At 71.9% G+C, this 17,926-nt stretch carries 12 protein-coding genes; 7 read left to right on the top strand and 5 right to left on the bottom strand.

What is annotated here, in order from left to right; translation table 11 throughout:
- Positions 1–4 precede the first annotated feature (4 nt).
- Complete coding sequence (locus K8625_RS34020) at positions 5–4,060, top strand: DUF6519 domain-containing protein (RefSeq protein WP_223785026.1); 4,056 nt, start codon at positions 5–7, stop codon at positions 4,058–4,060.
- 57 nt (positions 4,061–4,117) lie between these two features.
- Here K8625_RS34020 and K8625_RS34015 read toward each other — a convergent pair whose 3' ends face one another.
- Positions 4,118–4,303 (bottom strand): hypothetical protein, encoded by a 186-nt coding sequence (locus tag K8625_RS34015; RefSeq protein ID WP_223785025.1) that lies wholly within the window; start codon positions 4,301–4,303, stop codon positions 4,118–4,120.
- 179 nt (positions 4,304–4,482) lie between these two features.
- Entirely contained in the window at positions 4,483–5,214 is a 732-nt protein-coding gene (locus tag K8625_RS34010) for a hypothetical protein (protein WP_223785024.1), read from the bottom strand.
- Between the two features lie 86 nt (positions 5,215–5,300).
- Between K8625_RS34010 and K8625_RS34005 the strand changes: the two genes are divergently transcribed.
- From K8625_RS34005 to K8625_RS33990, 4 genes are all read left to right on the top strand, one after another.
- Entirely contained in the window at positions 5,301–6,563 is a 1,263-nt protein-coding gene (locus K8625_RS34005; protein WP_223785023.1) for a GAF domain-containing sensor histidine kinase, read from the top strand.
- A gap of 31 nt (positions 6,564–6,594) precedes the next feature.
- Positions 6,595–7,974 carry a hypothetical protein gene (locus K8625_RS34000; RefSeq protein ID WP_223751492.1) on the top strand — a complete coding sequence of 460 codons (1,380 nt, stop codon included), beginning with the start codon at positions 6,595–6,597 and terminating at the stop codon, positions 7,972–7,974.
- Positions 7,975–8,034: 60 nt separating this feature from the next.
- Positions 8,035–8,880 carry a head GIN domain-containing protein gene (locus K8625_RS33995; RefSeq protein WP_223785022.1) on the top strand — a complete coding sequence of 282 codons (846 nt, stop codon included), beginning with the start codon at positions 8,035–8,037 and terminating at the stop codon, positions 8,878–8,880.
- Positions 8,881–8,965: 85 nt separating this feature from the next.
- A complete protein-coding gene (locus K8625_RS33990; RefSeq protein ID WP_223751490.1) occupies positions 8,966–10,549 on the top strand; it encodes an SDR family NAD(P)-dependent oxidoreductase in 1,584 nt (527 codons plus the stop codon).
- 9 nt (positions 10,550–10,558) lie between these two features.
- Here K8625_RS33990 and K8625_RS33985 read toward each other — a convergent pair whose 3' ends face one another.
- The 3 genes from K8625_RS33985 to K8625_RS33975 form a co-directional block, all read right to left on the bottom strand.
- Entirely contained in the window at positions 10,559–11,146 is a 588-nt protein-coding gene (locus K8625_RS33985) for a 2OG-Fe(II) oxygenase (RefSeq protein WP_223751489.1), read from the bottom strand.
- 110 nt (positions 11,147–11,256) lie between these two features.
- On the bottom strand, positions 11,257–12,822 hold the full coding sequence (locus K8625_RS33980) for a mucoidy inhibitor MuiA family protein (protein WP_223751488.1): 1,566 nt from the start codon (positions 12,820–12,822) through the stop codon (positions 11,257–11,259).
- Between the two features lie 15 nt (positions 12,823–12,837).
- Positions 12,838–15,015 (bottom strand): mucoidy inhibitor MuiA family protein, encoded by a 2,178-nt coding sequence (locus K8625_RS33975; RefSeq protein WP_223785021.1) that lies wholly within the window; start codon positions 15,013–15,015, stop codon positions 12,838–12,840.
- A 131-nt stretch (positions 15,016–15,146) separates the two neighbouring features.
- On the opposite strand from K8625_RS33975, the gene K8625_RS33970 reads away from it, so the two are divergent.
- Together K8625_RS33970 and K8625_RS33965 are read left to right on the top strand one after the other, a co-directional pair.
- Positions 15,147–15,974: a polyphosphate kinase 2 family protein gene (locus tag K8625_RS33970; protein WP_223751486.1), complete on the top strand. Its 828-nt coding sequence runs from the start codon at positions 15,147–15,149 to the stop codon at positions 15,972–15,974.
- A gap of 247 nt (positions 15,975–16,221) precedes the next feature.
- Positions 16,222–17,856, top strand: a complete 1,635-nt coding sequence (locus K8625_RS33965; RefSeq protein WP_223785020.1) for an EGF domain-containing protein — start codon at positions 16,222–16,224, stop codon at positions 17,854–17,856.
- Positions 17,857–17,926: the final 70 nt, after the last annotated feature.

The following is a 17,926-nucleotide window of genomic DNA, read 5'->3' as shown; positions in this document are numbered from 1 at the left end:
CGCCATGAAGGGCGATTTCAGCCGGAACACCTTCCGGCCCGCGAAGCACTACTCCACCGTGCGGATGCAGCAGGGACGCGTCCAGCTGGACGCCGACTGGAACGAGCACGTCGACATCCAGCAGTACCTGGACCAGACGACGCGCCGGGACGTCATCGGCCACAGCGGGACACCCCAGGAGCCCGGCACGCCCGCCGAGCAGACGGGGTTCGCCCTCTTCACGCAGGGCACCCGCCCCTTCGTGCGCGCCGGGCACTACTACGTGGAGGGCATCCTCTGCGAGAACGAGCAGGCGGTGGCGCTGGACGCGCAGCCGGACCTGCCCGGCTTCACGCTGCCGGTGGCGAACGGGCGCTACCTGGCCTTCCTCGACGTGTGGCAGCGCCACGTCACCGCGCTGGAGGACCCGGAGCTGCGCGAGGTGGCGCTGGGCGGCCCGGACTCCGCCACGCGCACCCGCACGGTGTGGCAGGTGCGGCTGCTGCGGCTCACGGGAACGAACGCCTCGGGGCCCATCGAGGGGGTGCCCTGCCACACCTTCGGCACCCCGGAGTGGCTGCCCGAGGAGCTGACCAGCACCGGCACGCTCGCGGCGCGCGGCGAGCCCGAACAGGCCAGCGACAACCCGTGCATCGTCGCGGCCGAGGCGGGCTACCGCCGGCTGGAGAACCAGCTCTACCGGGTGGAGGTGCACCGCGGCAACACGGGCGGCGGCACGGCCACCTTCAAGTGGTCGCGCGACAACGGCATCCTCTTCACCCAGGTGGAGTCGGTGGATGTCCTCAACCGGCGCATGGTGGTGACGGAGCCAGGCAAGGACGGCTACCGGCGCTTCCAGCCCAACCAGTGGCTGGAGCTGACCACCGAGGAGCGCGTGCTGCGCGGCGAGCCCGGTGAGCTCATCCGCGTGGAGGCGATGACGGGCAACCGCATCACCATCGACGCGGCGACGTGGCCGGCCACGCTGCCCTCCGGCGCGCTCACCGTGCGCGGTTGGGACAACGTGGGTCCCGCGGGCGCGCTGGACATCGTCCCAGCTCCGGCGGACCCGGCCTTGGGGTGGACCTCGCTGGAGAGCGGCGTGCAGGTGCGCTTCACCGCGGGCCGCTACCGCACGGGCGACTACTGGCTCATCCCCGCGCGCACGGTGACGCGCAACGTGCTGTGGCCCCAGGACGGAGGGCTGCCCGTCTCCGAGCCCGCCCACGGCATCCGTCACCACTACTGCGCGCTGGCCGTGCTGGAGCGAAACTCCGACGGCTGGCACGTGCACGACTGCCGCAACCTGTTCCCCCCGCTCACCGAGCACAAGACGCTGGTGTATGCGGGCGGCGACGGCCAGGAGGTGCTGCCCGCCCGTCCGCCCGCGCCGCCCAGCCGGCTGGCCAGGCCCCTGCGCGCGGGCGTGTTCAACGGGCGGATTCCCGTGGTGGGCGCGCGCGTCCAGTTCAGCGTGGTGCTGTCCGAGGGCCATGGCACCGTGGCGGACGTCCACCTGCCGGACGACGCGCAGACGACGATTGTCGTCTACACCGATGCCAGCGGCATCGCGGAGGTCTTCTGGACGCCGGCCATCGACGGCTGGCAGACGGTGAACGACCCCCGGCACAGCCAGGTGGTGGAGGCCCGGCTGCTGGACCACGGGAACGAGGCCATCCACGCGCCGCTGCGCTACTTCGCGAGCCTGAGCGTCGCGTCCAAGGTGGCGTACGACCCGGACGACGCGCAGGAGATCCTCAACGACACGCACACCGTCCAGCAGGCGCTGGACACGCTGAGCCGGCAGTTGGTGCTCACGTACGAGGGCGGTGACGGCCAGGAGGTGCTCCCCGGCGAGCGGCTGCCACATCCGCTGCGCGTGGGCGTGGCCCGTCACCAGCGCCGCGCGGCGAACCAGTCGGTCCGATTCCGGGTGCTGAGCGGCGCCGGCGGCCAGTACACCGGCGTGCGGCTGGCGGGCTCGGGCAACCCGTGGACGGAGAGCATCGTCGTCACCACCGGCGACGACGGCCTCGCCCTGGTGGAGTGGCTGCCCAACCCCAACGACGTCACCCAGCAGGTGGAGGCGCGGCTCCTGGTGTCCGAGGGCGGCCCGCTCGTCGAGGCCCACCTGCCCCTGGTGTTCACCGCGCGCCTGAGCCTGGCGAACCGGGTGGCCTACCAGTCCGGCGGGTGCCAGACGCTGCTGAACGCGGACACGGTGCAGGAGGCGCTGGACACGCTGTGCCGCCAGCGCACGTTCCTGTACCTGGGCGGAGACGGCCAGGAGGGCGCGCCGCTGCAGGAGCTGCCCACGCCGCTCATGGTGGCGGTGATGCAGGGAGAGAACCCGGTCGCCAACGCGCTCGTGCACTTCCGCATCCTCCAGGTCGCCGATGGCGCCAGCCTCCGCCCCGCCGAGGGAACGGGCACGCCCGGCGCGTCGCTGCTGGTGCGCACCAACACGCAGGGCATCGCCGCCGCGCTGTGGACGCTGTCGAACGCGCCGACGCAGCGGGTGTCCGCCCAGCTGGTGGAGGACGCCCAGACGCCCACGCGGGTGCCGCCCATCCTGTTCAACGCGCGCTCCACCGTCTCCGTCGCGGCCGAGCCCTCGGTCAAGGTCACCCGCGTGGAGATGGCCACCAACGCCCAGCTCGCCATCGAGAACGACAGCGTCGTGGAGTTCGAGCCCTTCGTCACGCTGGCCCAGGGCATCCGCATCATCTGCTCCGAGGAGCTGGCGCCGCTCATGTCGCCCGCGGGTGCGCCGCTGCCGCTCCCCCGCCCCGTCGTGTCGTTGTCGGTGGAGATCAACTACCCGCTGACCACCCACGACTCGACGTGGTGGCGCGAGCAGATGGGCCGGCTGGTGGGCATCGTCGGTCATCAGACCTTCGAGCTGCGCGGCGAGGCGCGCATCTTCGGCTCGGACATCGTCTGGATTCCCTCGCTGGAGTCCTACCGGTGGCTGGGTCATCTGCGCAACTACGACACCGAGGACCGCGCCAATCCCCGCCTGCTCGTGAAGCTGCGCATCCGGGGCGGCTACGTCCACTCGCGCGACGGCAGCCGCGTCCTGGATGGCGAGGTGATTTCGCGCTCGCTGGCGCAGCGCTTCGCCGCCGGCCTCCCCAACCGGGGTGACGGCCGGCAGGGCGGAGACTTCGAGCTGTGGTTCTGGATTCGCAGCTTCACCTTCTCGCCGCCGGGCATCGCCCCGGGGACGCTCGGCCCGCGCACGCTCATCGCGTCCAGCACCGTGACGTCCGCGCTGGAGCAGCCGTGGGGGCTGGCGCGGGACGCGAAGCGGCAGGAGCTGCTCGTGGCGGACACCGGCGCCAACGCCGTGGCGCGCCTGAGCCTGGAGAACCACGCCGCGGTGGGGAAGCTCGAGGAGGGCCTGGAGCAGCCCACGGCCCTGGTGCTGGACGCGCGGCGCGACGAGCTCTACGTCGCCAACGCGGGCGGAGACTCGGTGGCCGTCTTCCGCCATGACGACCAGGGCGGCTTCCAGCCCGCGCGCGTGCTCGCCGGGAAGAAGACGGGGCTGAGCGGACCGCTGGGTCTGGCGCTCGACGCGGAGCACCAGCGCCTCTTCGTGGCCGGCTCGGGCAAGGGCCAGGCGACGGGGCTGACGGCCGGGCCGAAGGGAGGACGTGGGGCGTACCTCGCCCTCTTCGACGCGCAGGCCCAGGGCGACACGGCGCCGCGCGCGCGGTGGACGGGCGAGCAGCTCAAGCTCAACCGGGCCGCGGGGCTCGCGTGGGACGCGGTCCACGAGGAGCTCTACGTCGCCGACTACGGCTCGGACGCGGTGGCCGTGTTCTCGCTGGCGTCGCTGCTCGACACCAAGGCGGCGGCCGTGAAGCCCTTGCGCGTGCTCCAGGGCAAGACGACGGGGCTGTCGCAGCCCACGGGCGTGTCGCTGGATGCCTCCGGCGAGGAGCTGTGGGTGGCCAACGCGCGCACGAACAGCATCACCGTGTACGCGCGGGACGCGGCGGGGAACGCGGCGCCGCTGCGCACGGTGGAGGCGCCCTCGGAGTCGGGCAAGCGCCTGCGGGCCGTGCTGCCCTGAACGCACGAAGGGCCCGGAGCCGAGTCCCCGGGCCCTTCGCGACGACGGACCGCCGCCTCAGCGCGCGCGGGGCATCGCGGCCTTCAGCTCGGCCACGCTCCGGCGCAGCTCCGCCAGCTCCGCCCTCGGCGCGTCCACCTCCGCGTCGCGCTCGCGCAGCTGCCGGGTGCGCCGCTCCAGCGCCTGGATGGCGACCATGTTGACGCCGTCGATGTCGAGCATGCCGATGCTGGTGTCATCCATGCCCAGCCCTTCGCGGGCGGCGCATCGTCTCCACAGCCCACGGCGCCCAGCGCCAGGGCTCCCAGCGTGGCACACCGCATTCGCGTCTTCAGGTCGCATCCTGGCTCACGGCGGCTGGCCGGCGGCTGACCGCACTCGGCTCGAGCCCTTCGGCAGGATGTGACTTTTTCACGGCGCGCTCACCGGGCAATCGGACGCACCGGAGGCACGCAGCGATTCACGCTGTACGGCCGGACCCACGCGCACCACTCGGGCTGCCCCGACGAAGACCAGGAGATATCGAGGTCCGATGAATCACCGTTTTCAACCTCACCGACCCAGGTCTCCAGCAGCTTCGAGCCTTCTTTCGGGCTCCAGCGATACAGCTCGATGGGCGCCTCACCGCGCGTCCCCGACACGATGAACGCCAGCGAGTCACCGGGGCCGCAGGACAGCCGGGGCACGGCCCTGAGCCCCCGGTGCAGCACCGCGCGCTGAGCGGCCCCGCCCGGCTCGAACCACACGGCCTCCAGCGTGGTGCCCAGCAAGCCCTGCGCGCTTCCGAAGTCCGCCAGGGGCGAGGACACCACCAGTCGCGAGTCACCGCACCACGCGCGCTTCGAGGTGTGCGGCGGGAAGCGGAGCACGATGTCCCCGGAGCGCAGGTCCACGAGCGAGCTGGAGCCAGCCAGCTGGCCGACGAGGGCTCGCGTGACGCTGGGGTTCGCCTCGACGAAGGTGACCTGCTCGAAGCGGACCTCGCCCGCGCGCAGCACGGAGTCCGCGCGACAGGAGTTGTTCTCCCAGTCAAGCCACTCGCACGAGCGCTGGTGCGTGAGCTCCGCGGGGCCCACCTTCTCGATGCGTGGGGCTTCCTGGCGCCGACAAGCGCCCATCGTCAGGAGCAGCAGCACGAACAGCGCGGAGCGCATATGGCCTCGAGGAGCCCGGAGAGCAAAGGAGTCTAGCAGGCCCTCGCCCGCCCTCGCCCCCGAGGCTCCCACCTCGAAGAGAGAGGATGACGCGCCGGGTCCTCCGCGTTGCCTTCTTCATGCGCGTCCATGAAGACACCCCGCAGCCCGCCCCCAGCCAGCCGTCTCCAGCGAGCGGTGTCACCCCGGACGTCCAGGCCATCGCTCGAATCGACGCCGTCAAGACGGTCCTGCGAGTGCTCCTTCAGACCACCGGCCTGCGGCTGGCCGTCGTGGCCCGCGTCACCGCGCAGGAGTGGCGCTGCTGCGCGGTGCTGGACGAGATGAGCTTCGGCCTCAAGCCGGGCGACACGCTCGCCATCTCGACGACGTTCTGCAACACGGTGCGCACCTCGGCCACCCCGCTGCTCGTCAACCACGCCAGCCAGGAGCCCCGCTTCGCGGGCCACCCCGCGCCCAGGCTCTATGGCGTGGAGAGCTACATCGCCGTGCCGCTGTACCGCAGGGATGGGGCCTTCTTCGGCGTCATGTGCGCGCTGGACTCCAACCCGGCCGCGCTCCCCCAGGACAAGCTGGAGGTCTTCCGACACCTGGGAGACCTCATCGGCCATCAGCTCGAGAACCAGGACGCGCTGGACCGCAGCGCGGCCCAGCTCTTCGACGAGAAGGAGGCGGCCCTGCTGCGCGAGCAGCTCATCGGCATCGTCAGCCACGACCTGCGCAACCCCCTCAACGCCATCCTCATGTCCGCCGCGACGCTGGTGCGCCGCACGGACCTGGACGAGCGGGCGCGCCGGGCGGTGCGGCGCATCGTCGACTCGGCGGACCGCGCGCAGCGGCTCATCCGGGACCTGCTCGACTTCACCCAGGCGCGCATGGGCCAGGTGCTGCCCGTCGACCGTCAGCCCATGGACCTGCACGAGCTGACCTGTCAGGTCGTCGAGGAGGTCCAGGCCGTCGCGCCGGAGCGCGTGCTGGAGGTCCGGACGAAGGGCCACGGCCAGGGGACCTGGGACGCGGACCGCATCGCCCAGGTGCTGCACAACCTGCTCGCCAACGCCATGCAGTACAGCCCCTCGGGCGCGCGCATCCAGGTGTCGAGCGAGGCGCATGACGGGGAGCTGGTCCTGCGGGTGCACAACGACGGGCCCCCCATCCCGCAGGAGGTGCTCCCCACCCTCTTCGAGCCCATGAAGCGCGGCACCACGAACGGCGCGGAGCGGCGCAGCGTGGGCCTGGGCCTGTTCATCGTGGACCAGATTGCCCGGGCCCATGGAGGGAGCGTCGAGGTGGCGTCCACGCAAGCGGAGGGCACGACCTTCAGCGTCCATCTTCCGCGGCGCGGATGACGGCGCGCGCGCGTGGAGTATAAGTCGCCGGATGGACGGCCTCCCGTCTCCCACCGCGCGCGACTGCGTCGACCCCTGGCGTCTTCCCCTCTTCTGCCTGGCCGCCGCCGTGGTGCTGGCGCTGACGCTCCAGCTCAGCAACGGCACGCTGCTGGACACGTCCCTGCGAGGCCTCACGCTGGCGCTGGGCCTGGCGCTGCTGGCCGTCGTCGGCCCCGGCGGCTCGCGCCCGTGGACGTGGGGTGAGGCGGCGCTCGCGCTGGGCCTGGGCGTCGGGCTGCTCCTGCAGCTCCAGGTGCTCCTCACCGACTACCCGTCGTCCGCGCTCAGGCTCCAGGGGCCCTGGCCCTTCGCGCTCTTCCACGAGCGGCTGGCGGCCGCGGCGCTCATCAGTGGCGCGCTGCTCGCGGGGCCCAACTGGCTGCGCAAGGTCGGCGTGCCCGCGCTCCTCGGGGTGTACCTGCTCTTGGGGCTCTGGATTCTTCGCCACGCGCCCTCGCCCCACATCGACGTGCTCGTGTTCCAGGTGCAGGGCGCGGACGAGCTCCTGCGCGGCCAGAACCCGTACGCGATGACGTTCCCCAACATCTACGGCCATGGGCACTGGTACGGCGAGGGGCTCGTGCGGGACGGACGGCTGCTGTTCGGCTTCCCCTACCCGCCCCTGAGCCTGATGTTCGCCACCCTGGGCCGCGCGCTGGCGACGGACCCGCGCCACGCGCAGCTCGTGGCCACAGCGCTCGCCGCCGGCCTCATGGCCTGGACGCGGGGTGGTCGTCTGGGCGCGGGCGCCGCGGCGCTGTACCTGCTCACGCCGCGCGGCTTCTTCGTGCTGGAGCAGTCCTGGACGGAGCCCTTCCTCGTGCTGCTGCTGTCGGCCACGGTCTTCTGCGCCGTGCGCTTCCCTCGCGCGCTGCCGTACGTCTTCGGCCTGACGCTCGCCATCAAGCAGCACACGGTGTTCCTGCTGCCGCTGGCGCTGCTGCTCCTGCCCGAGCCTCGCCAGCAGCTCTGGGGCTTCTTGTGGCGTGCCGCCGCCACCGCGCTGGCCGTCAGCCTCCCCTTCGCCCTGCCGGACCCGAAGGCGTTCTTCCACAGCGTGGTGGCGCTGCACATCCACCAGCCGTTCCGCGTCGACTCGCTGAGCTACCTGGCCGCGTGGGTGGCCAAGGGTCATCCCACCCCACCCCTCTGGATTCCCTTCGCCGCCGTGGCCGCCGCGCTGGGCTTGAGCCTGTGGCGCGCGCCCCGCACCCCCGCGGGCTTCGCCGCCGCCACCGCGCTCACCTACGCCACCTTCTTCGCCTTCAACAAACAGGCGTTCTGCAACTACTACTACTTCGTCGTGGCCACCCTCTGTCTGGCGGTGGCCGCCACGCGCCTGCCCTCGGCCCCCACGCCCGCCCGGTGACAGTTTCCCACGCGGCCGGTGTTCCAGGCCCCGGACGCGGGCACCAGGCCCGGGGGAGACATGGACATGTGGATGCGCGCGGCGGTGGTGCTGCTCACGGCGGGCTGGGTGACGGGGTGTGACGTCCACGAGCGCGGTAACGGCGACACCGTGACGGAGGCCCGGAGCGCCGAGGGCTTCGAGGCCGTGGCGTACGAGGGCCACCTGGACGTGCGCGTGCGCGAGGGCGCCACCTCCTCCGTGGAGGTGACGCTGGACTCCAACCTCCAGGACAACGTGCGCGCCTTCGTCCAGTCCGACGGGACGCTGCGCATCGAGACGGACGGCCACCTGGACCCCCAGGGCCCCGCGCATGTGGACGTCACCCTGCCGCGCCTGACCGGCGCCTCACTCTCCGGCTCCGGCCAGGTGCGGGTGGACGGCTTCGTGGGCCAGCAGTCCGAGCACGTGCGCCTGCGCGCCCAGGGCTCCGGAAGGCTCAGCTACTGCGGCGCGGCCCGCGTGCTGGAGGCCCACCTGGACGGCTCCGGGGAGCTGAAGGTGTGCATGCCGGAGTCGGGGGTCGCCCAGTCGGTGGCGCTGCACCTGTCCGGCTCCGGGGCCCTGTCCTGGTCGGGCGCCGCCGACACCGTGCGGGTGACGAGCGAGGGCTCCGGGAAGACGCGGCTTTCGGGCCATGCCGAGCGGCTGGACACCCGCCTGTCGGGCAGCGGCGACCTGGAGGCCCGGGCCCTCGGGGCCGTCCACCTGGATGTCCGGCTGGAGGGCTCCGGGGACGTGGAGGCCCGCGTCGAGGGGGGCAGCGTGAAGGTCTCCCTCGAGGGCTCCGGGGACGTGGAGCTCTGGGGGAGCGCCTCCCTGCGGGACATCGACGTGGACGGCGGCGGTCGGGTCATCTGGCACTGACGCCCGGCCGTCCCCCCTCCATCCAGGGAGGGCCCGCGAGCGGTCCTTTCTTCGAGGCCCCCTGCCGGGATATGCACCGACGGCCATGAAGGACGCTGAGACAACCTCGCCCGCGCTCGACGCCGCCCCGCCCCCCGAAGCCCCCGCCTCGCTCGACGAGGTCCGTCGGTGCACCCGCCTCCTGGAGGCCATGGCCGAGGACCGCATCCTCCTGGCCAGGCTGCCCGAGGAGGACAAGCGCGCCCTGCTCATCGCCGCCGGCCGCATCGTCATGCCGGACCGCACCGCGAAGTCCCGCCTGGAGAAGGCCCTGCGGCGCGAGAAGCGCCACGACAAGCAGACCAAGGACCGGGAGGTGCGCGCCAGCACCCGCATCCGCACGATGCGCCGCGCCCCCGTCTTCAACGCGCCCCTGCTTCCGGCCGGCGAGGTCCCCGTCGAGGAGGGCCCCGAGCGGCTCCTGGAGACGCCGCGCAAGTGCTACGTGTGCAAGGCGGAGTACCGCAAGCTGCACTTCTTCTACGACGCGATGTGCATCGAGTGCGCGGACTTCAACTACGCCAAGCGCACCCAACGCGCGCCCTTGTCCGGCAAGGTCGCGCTCATCACCGGCGCGCGGGTGAAGATTGGCTTCCAGGCGTCGCTGATGCTGCTGCGCTCGGGCGCCACCGTCATCGCCACCACGCGCTTCCCCCAGGACTCGGCGCGGCGCTACATGCTGGAGCCGGACTTCGCGGAGTGGTCCCACCGGCTGCACATCCACGGGCTGGATCTGCGCCACGCGCCCAGCGTGGAGATTTTCGCCCGGCACATCGAGCAGACGCACTCGCGGCTGGACATCCTCATCAACAACGCGGCGCAGACGGTGCGCCGGCCGCCGGGCTTCTACGCCCACCTGCTCGACGGGGAGCTGCGCCGGTTCGAGGAGCTGCCCGAGGCGGCCCGCCCGCTGCTCGCCAGCCACCGGGCCTGCCTCACCGAGCTGAACCCCGTCCTGGGCGCGGGCGGCACGGAGCCCTCCGCGATGACCACCTCGTGGCGCAGCAACGACCCGGCGCTGGGCATCCACTCCTCCGCCGCGCTGTCGCTCCTGCCGTACGCGCTGGAGAACGAGGGTGACACCAGCGCCCTGTTCCCCCAGGGCCGGTTGGACGCGGACGAGCAGCAGGTGGACCTGCGCGACATGAACTCGTGGCGGATGAAGCTCGCGGATGTGTCCACGGCGGAGATGCTGGAGGTGCACCTGGTGAACGCGGTGGCGCCCTTCATCCTCTGCGGCAAGCTCAAGCCGCTGATGACCCGCGACCGCACCACGCCGGGCCACATCGTCAACGTGTCCGCCATGGAGGGCAGCTTCTCGCGCGGGACGAAGACGGACCGCCACCCGCACACCAACATGGCCAAGGCCGCGCTGAACATGATGACGCTGACGTCCGCGGCGGACTACGCCAAGGACCGCATCTACATGAACGCGGTGGACACCGGCTGGGTCACCGACGAGGACCCGGCCGTGTTCTCCCAGCGCAAGGTGGAGGACCTGGACTTCCAGCCGCCCCTGGACATCGTCGACGGCGCGGCGCGCATCATCGACCCCATCACCACCGCCGAGAACACCGGCGACTACTCCTGGGGCAACTTCTTCAAGGACTACCGCCTCACCAACTGGTGAGGCGGGTCCTCAGGGCAGCGCGCGGCGGTACATCAGGTCCGTGCGCACCACGTACTTGAGGCCGCCCGTCACCGTCGCGCCCTCGTGGTACAGGTGGTGGTTGAAGACGAGCCCCATCCCCCGACGGGGCGTCACCGAGCGCCCCAGGTCCAGGAAGTTCGTCGCGCCGCCCTCGGCCCCGTCGTTCAGGTACACCAGGTACGTCAGCAGGCTGCGCTCGTTCCTGTCGCGCACGAAGGCGCCGTCGTAGTGCGGCGCGAAGTACTCCCCCGCCTCGTAGCGGTAGCAGCGCAGCCGCTCGTTGGCGCCGCACAGCTCCCAGGTGCGCTCCAGCCTGCGCGGCACGTGGGTGAGGACGCGCTGGTGCAGCAGGTCCGCCAGCGCCGGGTCATCGAACATCACCCGGGAGTTGTTGCGGAGGTCGGGGCGCATCACCATGCCCTGCGACGTGGTGACGGGCGCGGCCGAGGGCCCCAGCGCCTCGATTCGCTCCACCAGCTCCTGGCACTCGTGCTCGTTGAGGAGGTCCTCGAGGGTGAGGACCAGCGGATTGGCTTCCCCCAGCGCACGGTCCGGGTCCGGCAGCAGCGGCGACATGCCCGCCATCCAAGCGCCCTTCCCACGCGTTGACCAGGGAAACGAGGCGCCGGAACAACCCCGCCCGCGGAGGAGCCACACTCCCCAGGATGACTCCTCCGCGAGCGTCCCTACAGCCCTCCGCTGACGTAGCTGGAGGGCGCGTCCACGTGGAAGACGAGCTCCAAGGTCCTCGTCTCCGCGGGCGCGAGCGCCACCTGCCAGGTGGCGATGCCGTCGTCCTTCGTCAGTGCCAGGCCCGCCGTCGACTCCGGCGCCACCTCCACCTTCACGTCGTCCAGCTCGGAGACGGGGATGTGCTCGGACAGCACCACCTTCTCCTCGCGCTGACGCAGGTTGGTGAGCTGGAAGCGGTAGGCGTAGCGGAAGCGCTGCTTGCCCCCGAAGAGCCCCTGCGGGCGCTTCACCTCCTCCACCGTCGTGCGTGTCACGCGAAGGGCCTCCTCGATGCCGAAGGTGAGCTCGAAGGGGAGCCCGCTCGCCACGCGCTCCAGCCGCTGACGTCCCAGGAAGCCCGTGCCCCGGAAGAGGCTGACCTCACCCGGCAACAGCGGGAAGGACGTGGTGTTGGCCAGCCGCGCCACGCGGAAGACCACCGGGTGCAGCTTGGGCACCGTGCGCCACGAGAACTCCGCGGGCAGGCGGTGACGCCCCAGCACCACGCGCACCGCCACGCCGTCCCCCGGCACGCGCGCCGCCTCCTCGGCCTCCCACTGCACGGACACGCCTTGGGACACCGCCCGCGGGCCCTCGCCGGAGGCCGCCTCCCCCTCGACGCCGCCCTCCACGGATTGCCGCGCCTCCTGACGCGCCGTCAGCACCTGGCGCTCCTTGGGCTGCTTCAGCGCCCGGACGAGCAGCGGCGCCACCTCCGGCGGCGTGGCGTTCTTGCGAGGCAGCGCCGTGGAGAGCACGAGCTTCGCGCCCGACCAGTCCTCGCCCGTCTGCTGGCGCACCGTGGCGAGCGCCGTCAGCTCCACCGTGCCCGAGGCCTCATCCGCGCGCGCCTCGTAGCTCGGCTCCCAGGAGCTGCCGCCCACCAGATACGTCAGCGACACCCGGGCCTTCTTCCCCTCGGGACACGACAGGCGCACCTCCACCCGGTACTCGGCGCGGGCGGCCTCGGTGCTCAGCCGCGAGAGCTGCGCGGAGACCTCGTCGCGGCGCTGCTTCAGCGCGCGGCGCTTCTCCGCCAGCTCCCACGCCTCCCTCACCGCGCGCATCCGCACCGACAACGCCGCGTCGAACGCCGAGGCCCACGCGCGCGTGTCCGGCTTGCGGCCCGTCAGCTCCCGCGTGACGTGGTCCACGGCCACGTCCGTGTAGCCCTCCGACAGCCGCTCCAGCCCCGTCACCCGCGCGAGCGCCGCGTCCAGCGTGAGCTCCTCCTGGGTCAGCGCGTCCCACCGCGCCCTCCACTCGCGGCGCTCCGCGGAGAGCTGCTGCTCGAGCGTCTGGCGCTCGGCGGTGAGGCCCTCCAGGTCCGCGCCAGGGGCCCGCGCCCGGAAGCTCTCGCGCGAGGCGGCCTCCGGCACCTGCTCGAAGACGGCGGTGGTGGGGCCACGGCACGTCACGTCCTGGGTGCGCGTGACGTGGGCCCGGTCCGGATAGACGACGACGGAGGACACCTGGGGCGCGGCGGCGAGCACCAGGAGGGACAAGGGGAACAAGGTCATGGTGGCTCCTCGCGGCTACTGGGTGAGCTTCCAGTTCTGGGGGCGCTTCAGGCGGTACTCGAAGGTGAGCGTCTTCTTGCTGGAGGCGGGAATCACCACGTCCCAGCGCAGCACCCCCGTCTTGGGGTCCTGGCTCGCCACGGGCTCGGTGCGCACGAGCGTCGCCTCCACGTCGCCACCCCAGCCCAGGGGCCACTGGTCCACCACGTGCGTCTGCATCGCGAAGGGATAGGGGTTGGAGACCTCCAGCGTGACTTCGTACGTGTTGAGGTCGTCCTTGGAGATGAAGCCCTCCTTTGATTGCACCAGCCGGACGTCGCGCGCGGTGCGCACGGCCGGGTCCATGCCCAGGGGCAGCGTGAAGGGCTCGCCCGGGACGATGAGCGGCAGCGACGCGGTGCCGGACGGGTCGTCTCCCACGAAGAGCGAGGCGGTGCCTCCGGGCAGCGCGCTTCGCGACGGACTCTTCAGCCGCGCCACCAGGTACGCCTCCGACGCCAGCGCGGGGAAGACGCGGCGCTCCACCTGCACGGGCCATGACTCCAGGAGCAGCGGGATGGTGCGCTCGCCCTGCCCGCTGGGCACCGTCTCCGAGCGCGGCGCGGTGAAGGCCAGGTCGTGGCCTCCCGCGAGCGACGCCGGCAGCTGCGAGTCCAGCGCCGGACGACGCCAGCCCGGAGGCGGCGCCAGCCCCACGTAGCGGTCCACGACGGGCTCCGGCCGCCAGTTGGACATGGGCGCGCCATGCAGCGAGAAGCCCACCCCGGTGTGGGTGCTGCCCACGTCGACGGTGGGCGGCGCGCCCACGATTTCGACGACCTCGCCCAGGCTCTCCGGGAGCAGCTCCACGTTCATCCGGACGGTGCGCTGCATCCACACCTGGATGTCCGCGCGCGCGTACGGCTTGAACTGCTCCTTCTCGAACCGGAGCGTGTAGACGCCGGGCGGCAGGGGCGGGAGCCGGTAGTTCCCCTGCGCGTCGGTCACGGTGGTCTCCTCCCCCGGCAGGCTCGGCGAGGTGGCGGTGACGACGACGTCGCCCACGGGAGTTCGCGACTGGGCATCGATGACGTTGCCCAGGACGAAGGCATCACCGCCCGGTGCGACGCGCGCGGTCGGCGAAGGACGGGAAGACTCCGGCTCCGGGCTCCGGGACTCGGTCGGCGTCGGCGCCGGCCTCGACGCCTGGGCCACCTTCTGCGGGGCACGCGGCGCGCCCTTCCCCTGGGCTCGCGTCTCGAGCTCGCGGCGCAGCAGCGCCACCACGTCCAGCGGGGCCACGGGCCGGGGCAGCGGCGGCGGCTCGCTCGGGAGCTCGTCGGTCCTGCGCGCCGTGGGGATGAAGCGCTCGGCGGTGCCCAGCCTCCACGTGGTCAGCTTCGGCAGCGCGGTGAAGGTGGACGGCAGCGCGGTGCTGAGCGTGAGGCGGGCCTGGGTCCAGTCCTCGCCCGTCTCCTGGCTGACCAGTCCGGAGAAGGCCACCTGCACCCGCTGCTGCGCCGGGTTCAGCTGGAGCTCGTAGCGCGGGTACCAGCGCGCCTGCTGGAGCACCACATAGGACAGGCGCACCTTCGCGGCGCCCGAGCCGGTGAGGGCCACCCGCACCTCGAAGCCCCGGGGCGAGGGCAGCGCCCCCAGGCGGCCCGCCTCCACCTGCCGGGCGTCCAGCTCGTTTCGCAGGACCTGCATGCGCGCCTCCAGCTCCCGCATCCGCACCTCGCGCTTCGTGCGCAGGTCGACGAGGAACGCGGCGGCCTGGCTCCAGCCCCCGGGCGCCAGCGCTCCGCTCGCGTCGTCGGCGTCCGCGCCCGGCCCCTTCGGCTGGATGCGGCCGAGCGCGGCGACCTGGCGCTGGTTGGCCACGTGCTCCGCGTTGACGCGGGAGAGCTCGTCCCCCAGCCGGTCCAACGTCGAAAGCAACGCGGTGGCCTCCGCGACGGGGAACGGCGCCGGCTGGGCCGCGCGCACCTCCACGGACGCGACGCGGGCCCCTTCCGCCTCCACCTGGATGGAGTCCGGGTCCACCGCCTCCGGCAACAGGGGCAGCTCCAGCCGCTCGGTGCCGGAGACCTGGAGGGAGGCGGTCCGCACCACCCGCGCCCGGTCGCTGTAGACGGTGACGTCGGTGATGGGAGCCTCGGTGGAGGCGTGCAGCAGCTGACTGACGGCCCAACCCAGTCCAAGAAGGAGCATGCGGCCAAGGTACGTGTCCGGCTGTGCTCACATCTTCACGAAGTCATCACGGCGCCCGCACGATTGTCTCAGCCCCGGACGCCTCGGGTGGCACGCTGGCCTCCGGACCGACGCCTCATCGAAAGGAAGTCATGCAGCTCATCACCAGCGCGAGTCAGGGAGCCAAGGTGCGGTTGGAGAAGCTCTCCACCACGCCTCCGAAGCACGAACAGAAGGTCGACGCGAAGGCGGAGTTCGAGGCCCTGGGCGAGGAGCTGTTCGACCTCCAGGACCTGATGTGGGGCTCGCGGCTCAACTCGGTGCTCATCGTCCTGCAGGGCCGCGACACCGCGGGCAAGGACGGCACCATCAAGCACGTGGTGGGCAGCCTCAACCCCCGGGGCGTCTCCGTCGCGTCGTTCGCGGCGCCCACGCTGGAGGAGCGCGAGCACGACTTCCTCTGGCGCATTCACCGCCACACCCCGCGCCTGGGCGAGTTCTCCATCTTCAACCGCTCCCACTACGAGGACGTGCTCGCCGTGCGCGTGCACGAGCTGGCGCCCCCGTCCCTCTGGAAGGAGCGCTACGGCCACATCCAGGACTTCGAGGAGATGCTCGCCGAGCACGGCACCATCGTCCTGAAGTTCTTCCTCCACATCAGCCAGCAGGAGCAGGAGCAGCGCCTGATGGACCGGGAGAAGGAGCCGCGCAAGGCGTGGAAGATCAGCGCCGGTGACTGGGAGGACCGCAAGCTCTGGGCGGACTACACCCGGGCCTACCAGGACGTCTTCGCGCGCACCTCCACGAAGCAGGCGCCCTGGTGCATCGTCCCCTCCGACGCCAAGTGGTACCGCAACCTCGTCGTGGCCCGCGCCGTGGTGGCCGCGCTCAAGCCACACCGCGAGCGCTGGCAGGCGCGGCTGGACGCGCTGGGCGCGGAGAAGAAGGCCGAGCTCAAGGCGTGGCGCCGCAAGCGCTGAAGCCCCGCTGGGAGGCCCGCACGGCCACGCACGCCACGTCGCCTCGCCGGGCCGCTCCGATGTCCGCCGCCACGCGACACCGCGACACTCAACGACACGCCTGTCACCTGGTTCACGGGTCGGGTGCGACAAGCCCCCTTGCTCCAGGCGCCATACCGACATCGTGCCTTCCATGCGCTCCGACGGCTTCCGCCCAGGGGACATCCCCCGGGAAGCCCGTCGGTGAGCGATTGGAATGGAGCGAGACATGGAGTTCAGTCGAAGGGCCACGACGTGGCGCGCGCTGGGCGCGGTGTTGCTGTGCACCGTCCTCGGTGCTTGTGGTGCGAATCCCCAGGACGAAGAGACGCTGGAAGGCGAGTCGGAGACGCCACTCGAGGACGCCCAGTCCGAAGAGAGCGCGGAGCTGGCGGTGGTGGACCCGTACGCGGACGCGGCCACGCCCAGCGGCCTCAACGTCGTCCTCAACCCCAACAACGCCGTGGGCGCCCCCGACGGCCAGCGCGCCACCGTGCTCTCCATCCTCGGCGGCTCGCTGCTCCTGGACATGGGCCAGGGTGAGGAGGGCCGCGGGCCCCTGCGCATCCACTACGGCGGCCTGACGCTGACCGTGCTGTTCACGGTGGACTTCCTGAGCGCCGACCGCACCGTCATCGCCACCGGTCAGGCGAACCTCATCCAGCTGGGCGTGGGCCGCTTCTCCGTGGACGTCCCCTACTCCAACGCCACCCCGTACCGCTACGTGCGCCTCAACCGCGCCCTGGCGGGCCTCTACCTCATCGACGCCGTCGAGACGACCGGCCCCCTGTGCGGCGATGGCCGCGTGGGCACCGGCGAGTCATGTGACGACGGCAACCGCACGGCGAACGACGGCTGTAGCACCATCTGTCAGGTGGAGCCCGGCTACACCTGCCAGGGCAGCCCCAGCGTCTGCACCGACGTCAACGAGTGCACCAACGGCACCTCGCAGTGCTCCGTCAACGCCACCTGCACCAACACGCCCGGCAGCTACACCTGCACGTGCAAGGCGGGCTACTCCGGCAACGGCCGCACCTGCAACGACATCAACGAGTGCACCAACGGCACCTCGCAGTGCTCCGTCAACGCCACCTGCTCCAACACCCAGGGCAGCTACAACTGCACCTGCAAGGCGGGCTACTCCGGCAACGGCCGCACCTGCAACGACATCAACGAGTGCACCAACGGCACCTCGCAGTGCTCCGTCAACGCCACCTGCTCCAACACCCAGGGCAGCTACAACTGCACCTGCAAGGCGGGCTACACGGGCAACGGCCGCACCTGCACGGACATCAACGAGTGCACCAACGGCACGCACACGTGCACGCCCGGGCAGCGGTGCGTGAACCAGCCGGGCGGCTTCGACTGCATCCCGGGCAGCTGCCCGCCGCCGCAGGTGAAGTGCGGCTCCTCGTGCGTGAACGCGAACACCGACCCGGCGAACTGCGGCTGCTGCGGCAACACGTGCGGCGCGGGGAAGACGTGCACCAACGGCGTCTGCGGGGCTCGCGCGCCCCTGGGCACGCCCCTGGGCGTCACGGCGAGCTGGGAGCGGGCGCAGGACCAGGACCTCATCGTGCGCACGCCCAACGGCGAGCTGCTCGCGTACGGCCCCGCCAAGGCGGGCGCGCTGGCCCCGTCCGGCCCGGAGGGCACGCCCCCGAGCGGCACCTACTTCATCTGCCTGAAGAGCACGAGCTTCGAGGCGTCCCCCACGGACGACACGCCCGTGCCCTACTCGCTCACCGTGAAGCGCCAGGGCCAGGCCGACCACGTGCTGCGCGGCGTGTTCCTCGGCGCCGACGCGGATTCCCTGTGCGGCGCGGACCACCCGTCCCTCATCGAGGCCATCACCTACCCCTGAGGCCGTGCCTGGATGACCTCCGGGCGCGCGGGCCGACAGCTCGCCGCGCGTCTGGAGGACACCGGCTCCG

The sequence above is a fragment of the Myxococcus sp. AS-1-15 genome, from assembly GCF_020037055.1.
Lineage (GTDB): Bacteria > Myxococcota > Myxococcia > Myxococcales > Myxococcaceae > Myxococcus > Myxococcus fulvus.
Note: the sequence above shows the minus strand (reverse complement) of the source record. Positions and strands in the feature narration are given on the sequence as shown.

Coding starts and splice junctions, on each gene's coding strand:
- K8625_RS33980 (WP_223751488.1), bottom strand. CDS start 12,822: ATGACCTTGTTCCCCTTGTCCCTCCTGGTGCTCGCCGCCGCGCCCCAG.
- K8625_RS34000 (WP_223751492.1), top strand. CDS start 6,595: ATGGACGGCCTCCCGTCTCCCACCGCGCGCGACTGCGTCGACCCCTGG.
- K8625_RS33985 (WP_223751489.1), bottom strand. CDS start 11,146: ATGTCGCCGCTGCTGCCGGACCCGGACCGTGCGCTGGGGGAAGCCAAT.
- K8625_RS34010 (WP_223785024.1), bottom strand. CDS start 5,214: ATGCGCTCCGCGCTGTTCGTGCTGCTGCTCCTGACGATGGGCGCTTGT.
- K8625_RS33970 (WP_223751486.1), top strand. CDS start 15,147: ATGCAGCTCATCACCAGCGCGAGTCAGGGAGCCAAGGTGCGGTTGGAG.
- K8625_RS34020 (WP_223785026.1), top strand. CDS start 5: ATGAAGGGCGATTTCAGCCGGAACACCTTCCGGCCCGCGAAGCACTAC.
- K8625_RS34005 (WP_223785023.1), top strand. CDS start 5,301: ATGACGCGCCGGGTCCTCCGCGTTGCCTTCTTCATGCGCGTCCATGAA.
- K8625_RS33995 (WP_223785022.1), top strand. CDS start 8,035: ATGGACATGTGGATGCGCGCGGCGGTGGTGCTGCTCACGGCGGGCTGG.
- K8625_RS34015 (WP_223785025.1), bottom strand. CDS start 4,303: ATGGATGACACCAGCATCGGCATGCTCGACATCGACGGCGTCAACATG.
- K8625_RS33975 (WP_223785021.1), bottom strand. CDS start 15,015: ATGCTCCTTCTTGGACTGGGTTGGGCCGTCAGTCAGCTGCTGCACGCC.
- K8625_RS33965 (WP_223785020.1), top strand. CDS start 16,222: ATGGAGTTCAGTCGAAGGGCCACGACGTGGCGCGCGCTGGGCGCGGTG.
- K8625_RS33990 (WP_223751490.1), top strand. CDS start 8,966: ATGAAGGACGCTGAGACAACCTCGCCCGCGCTCGACGCCGCCCCGCCC.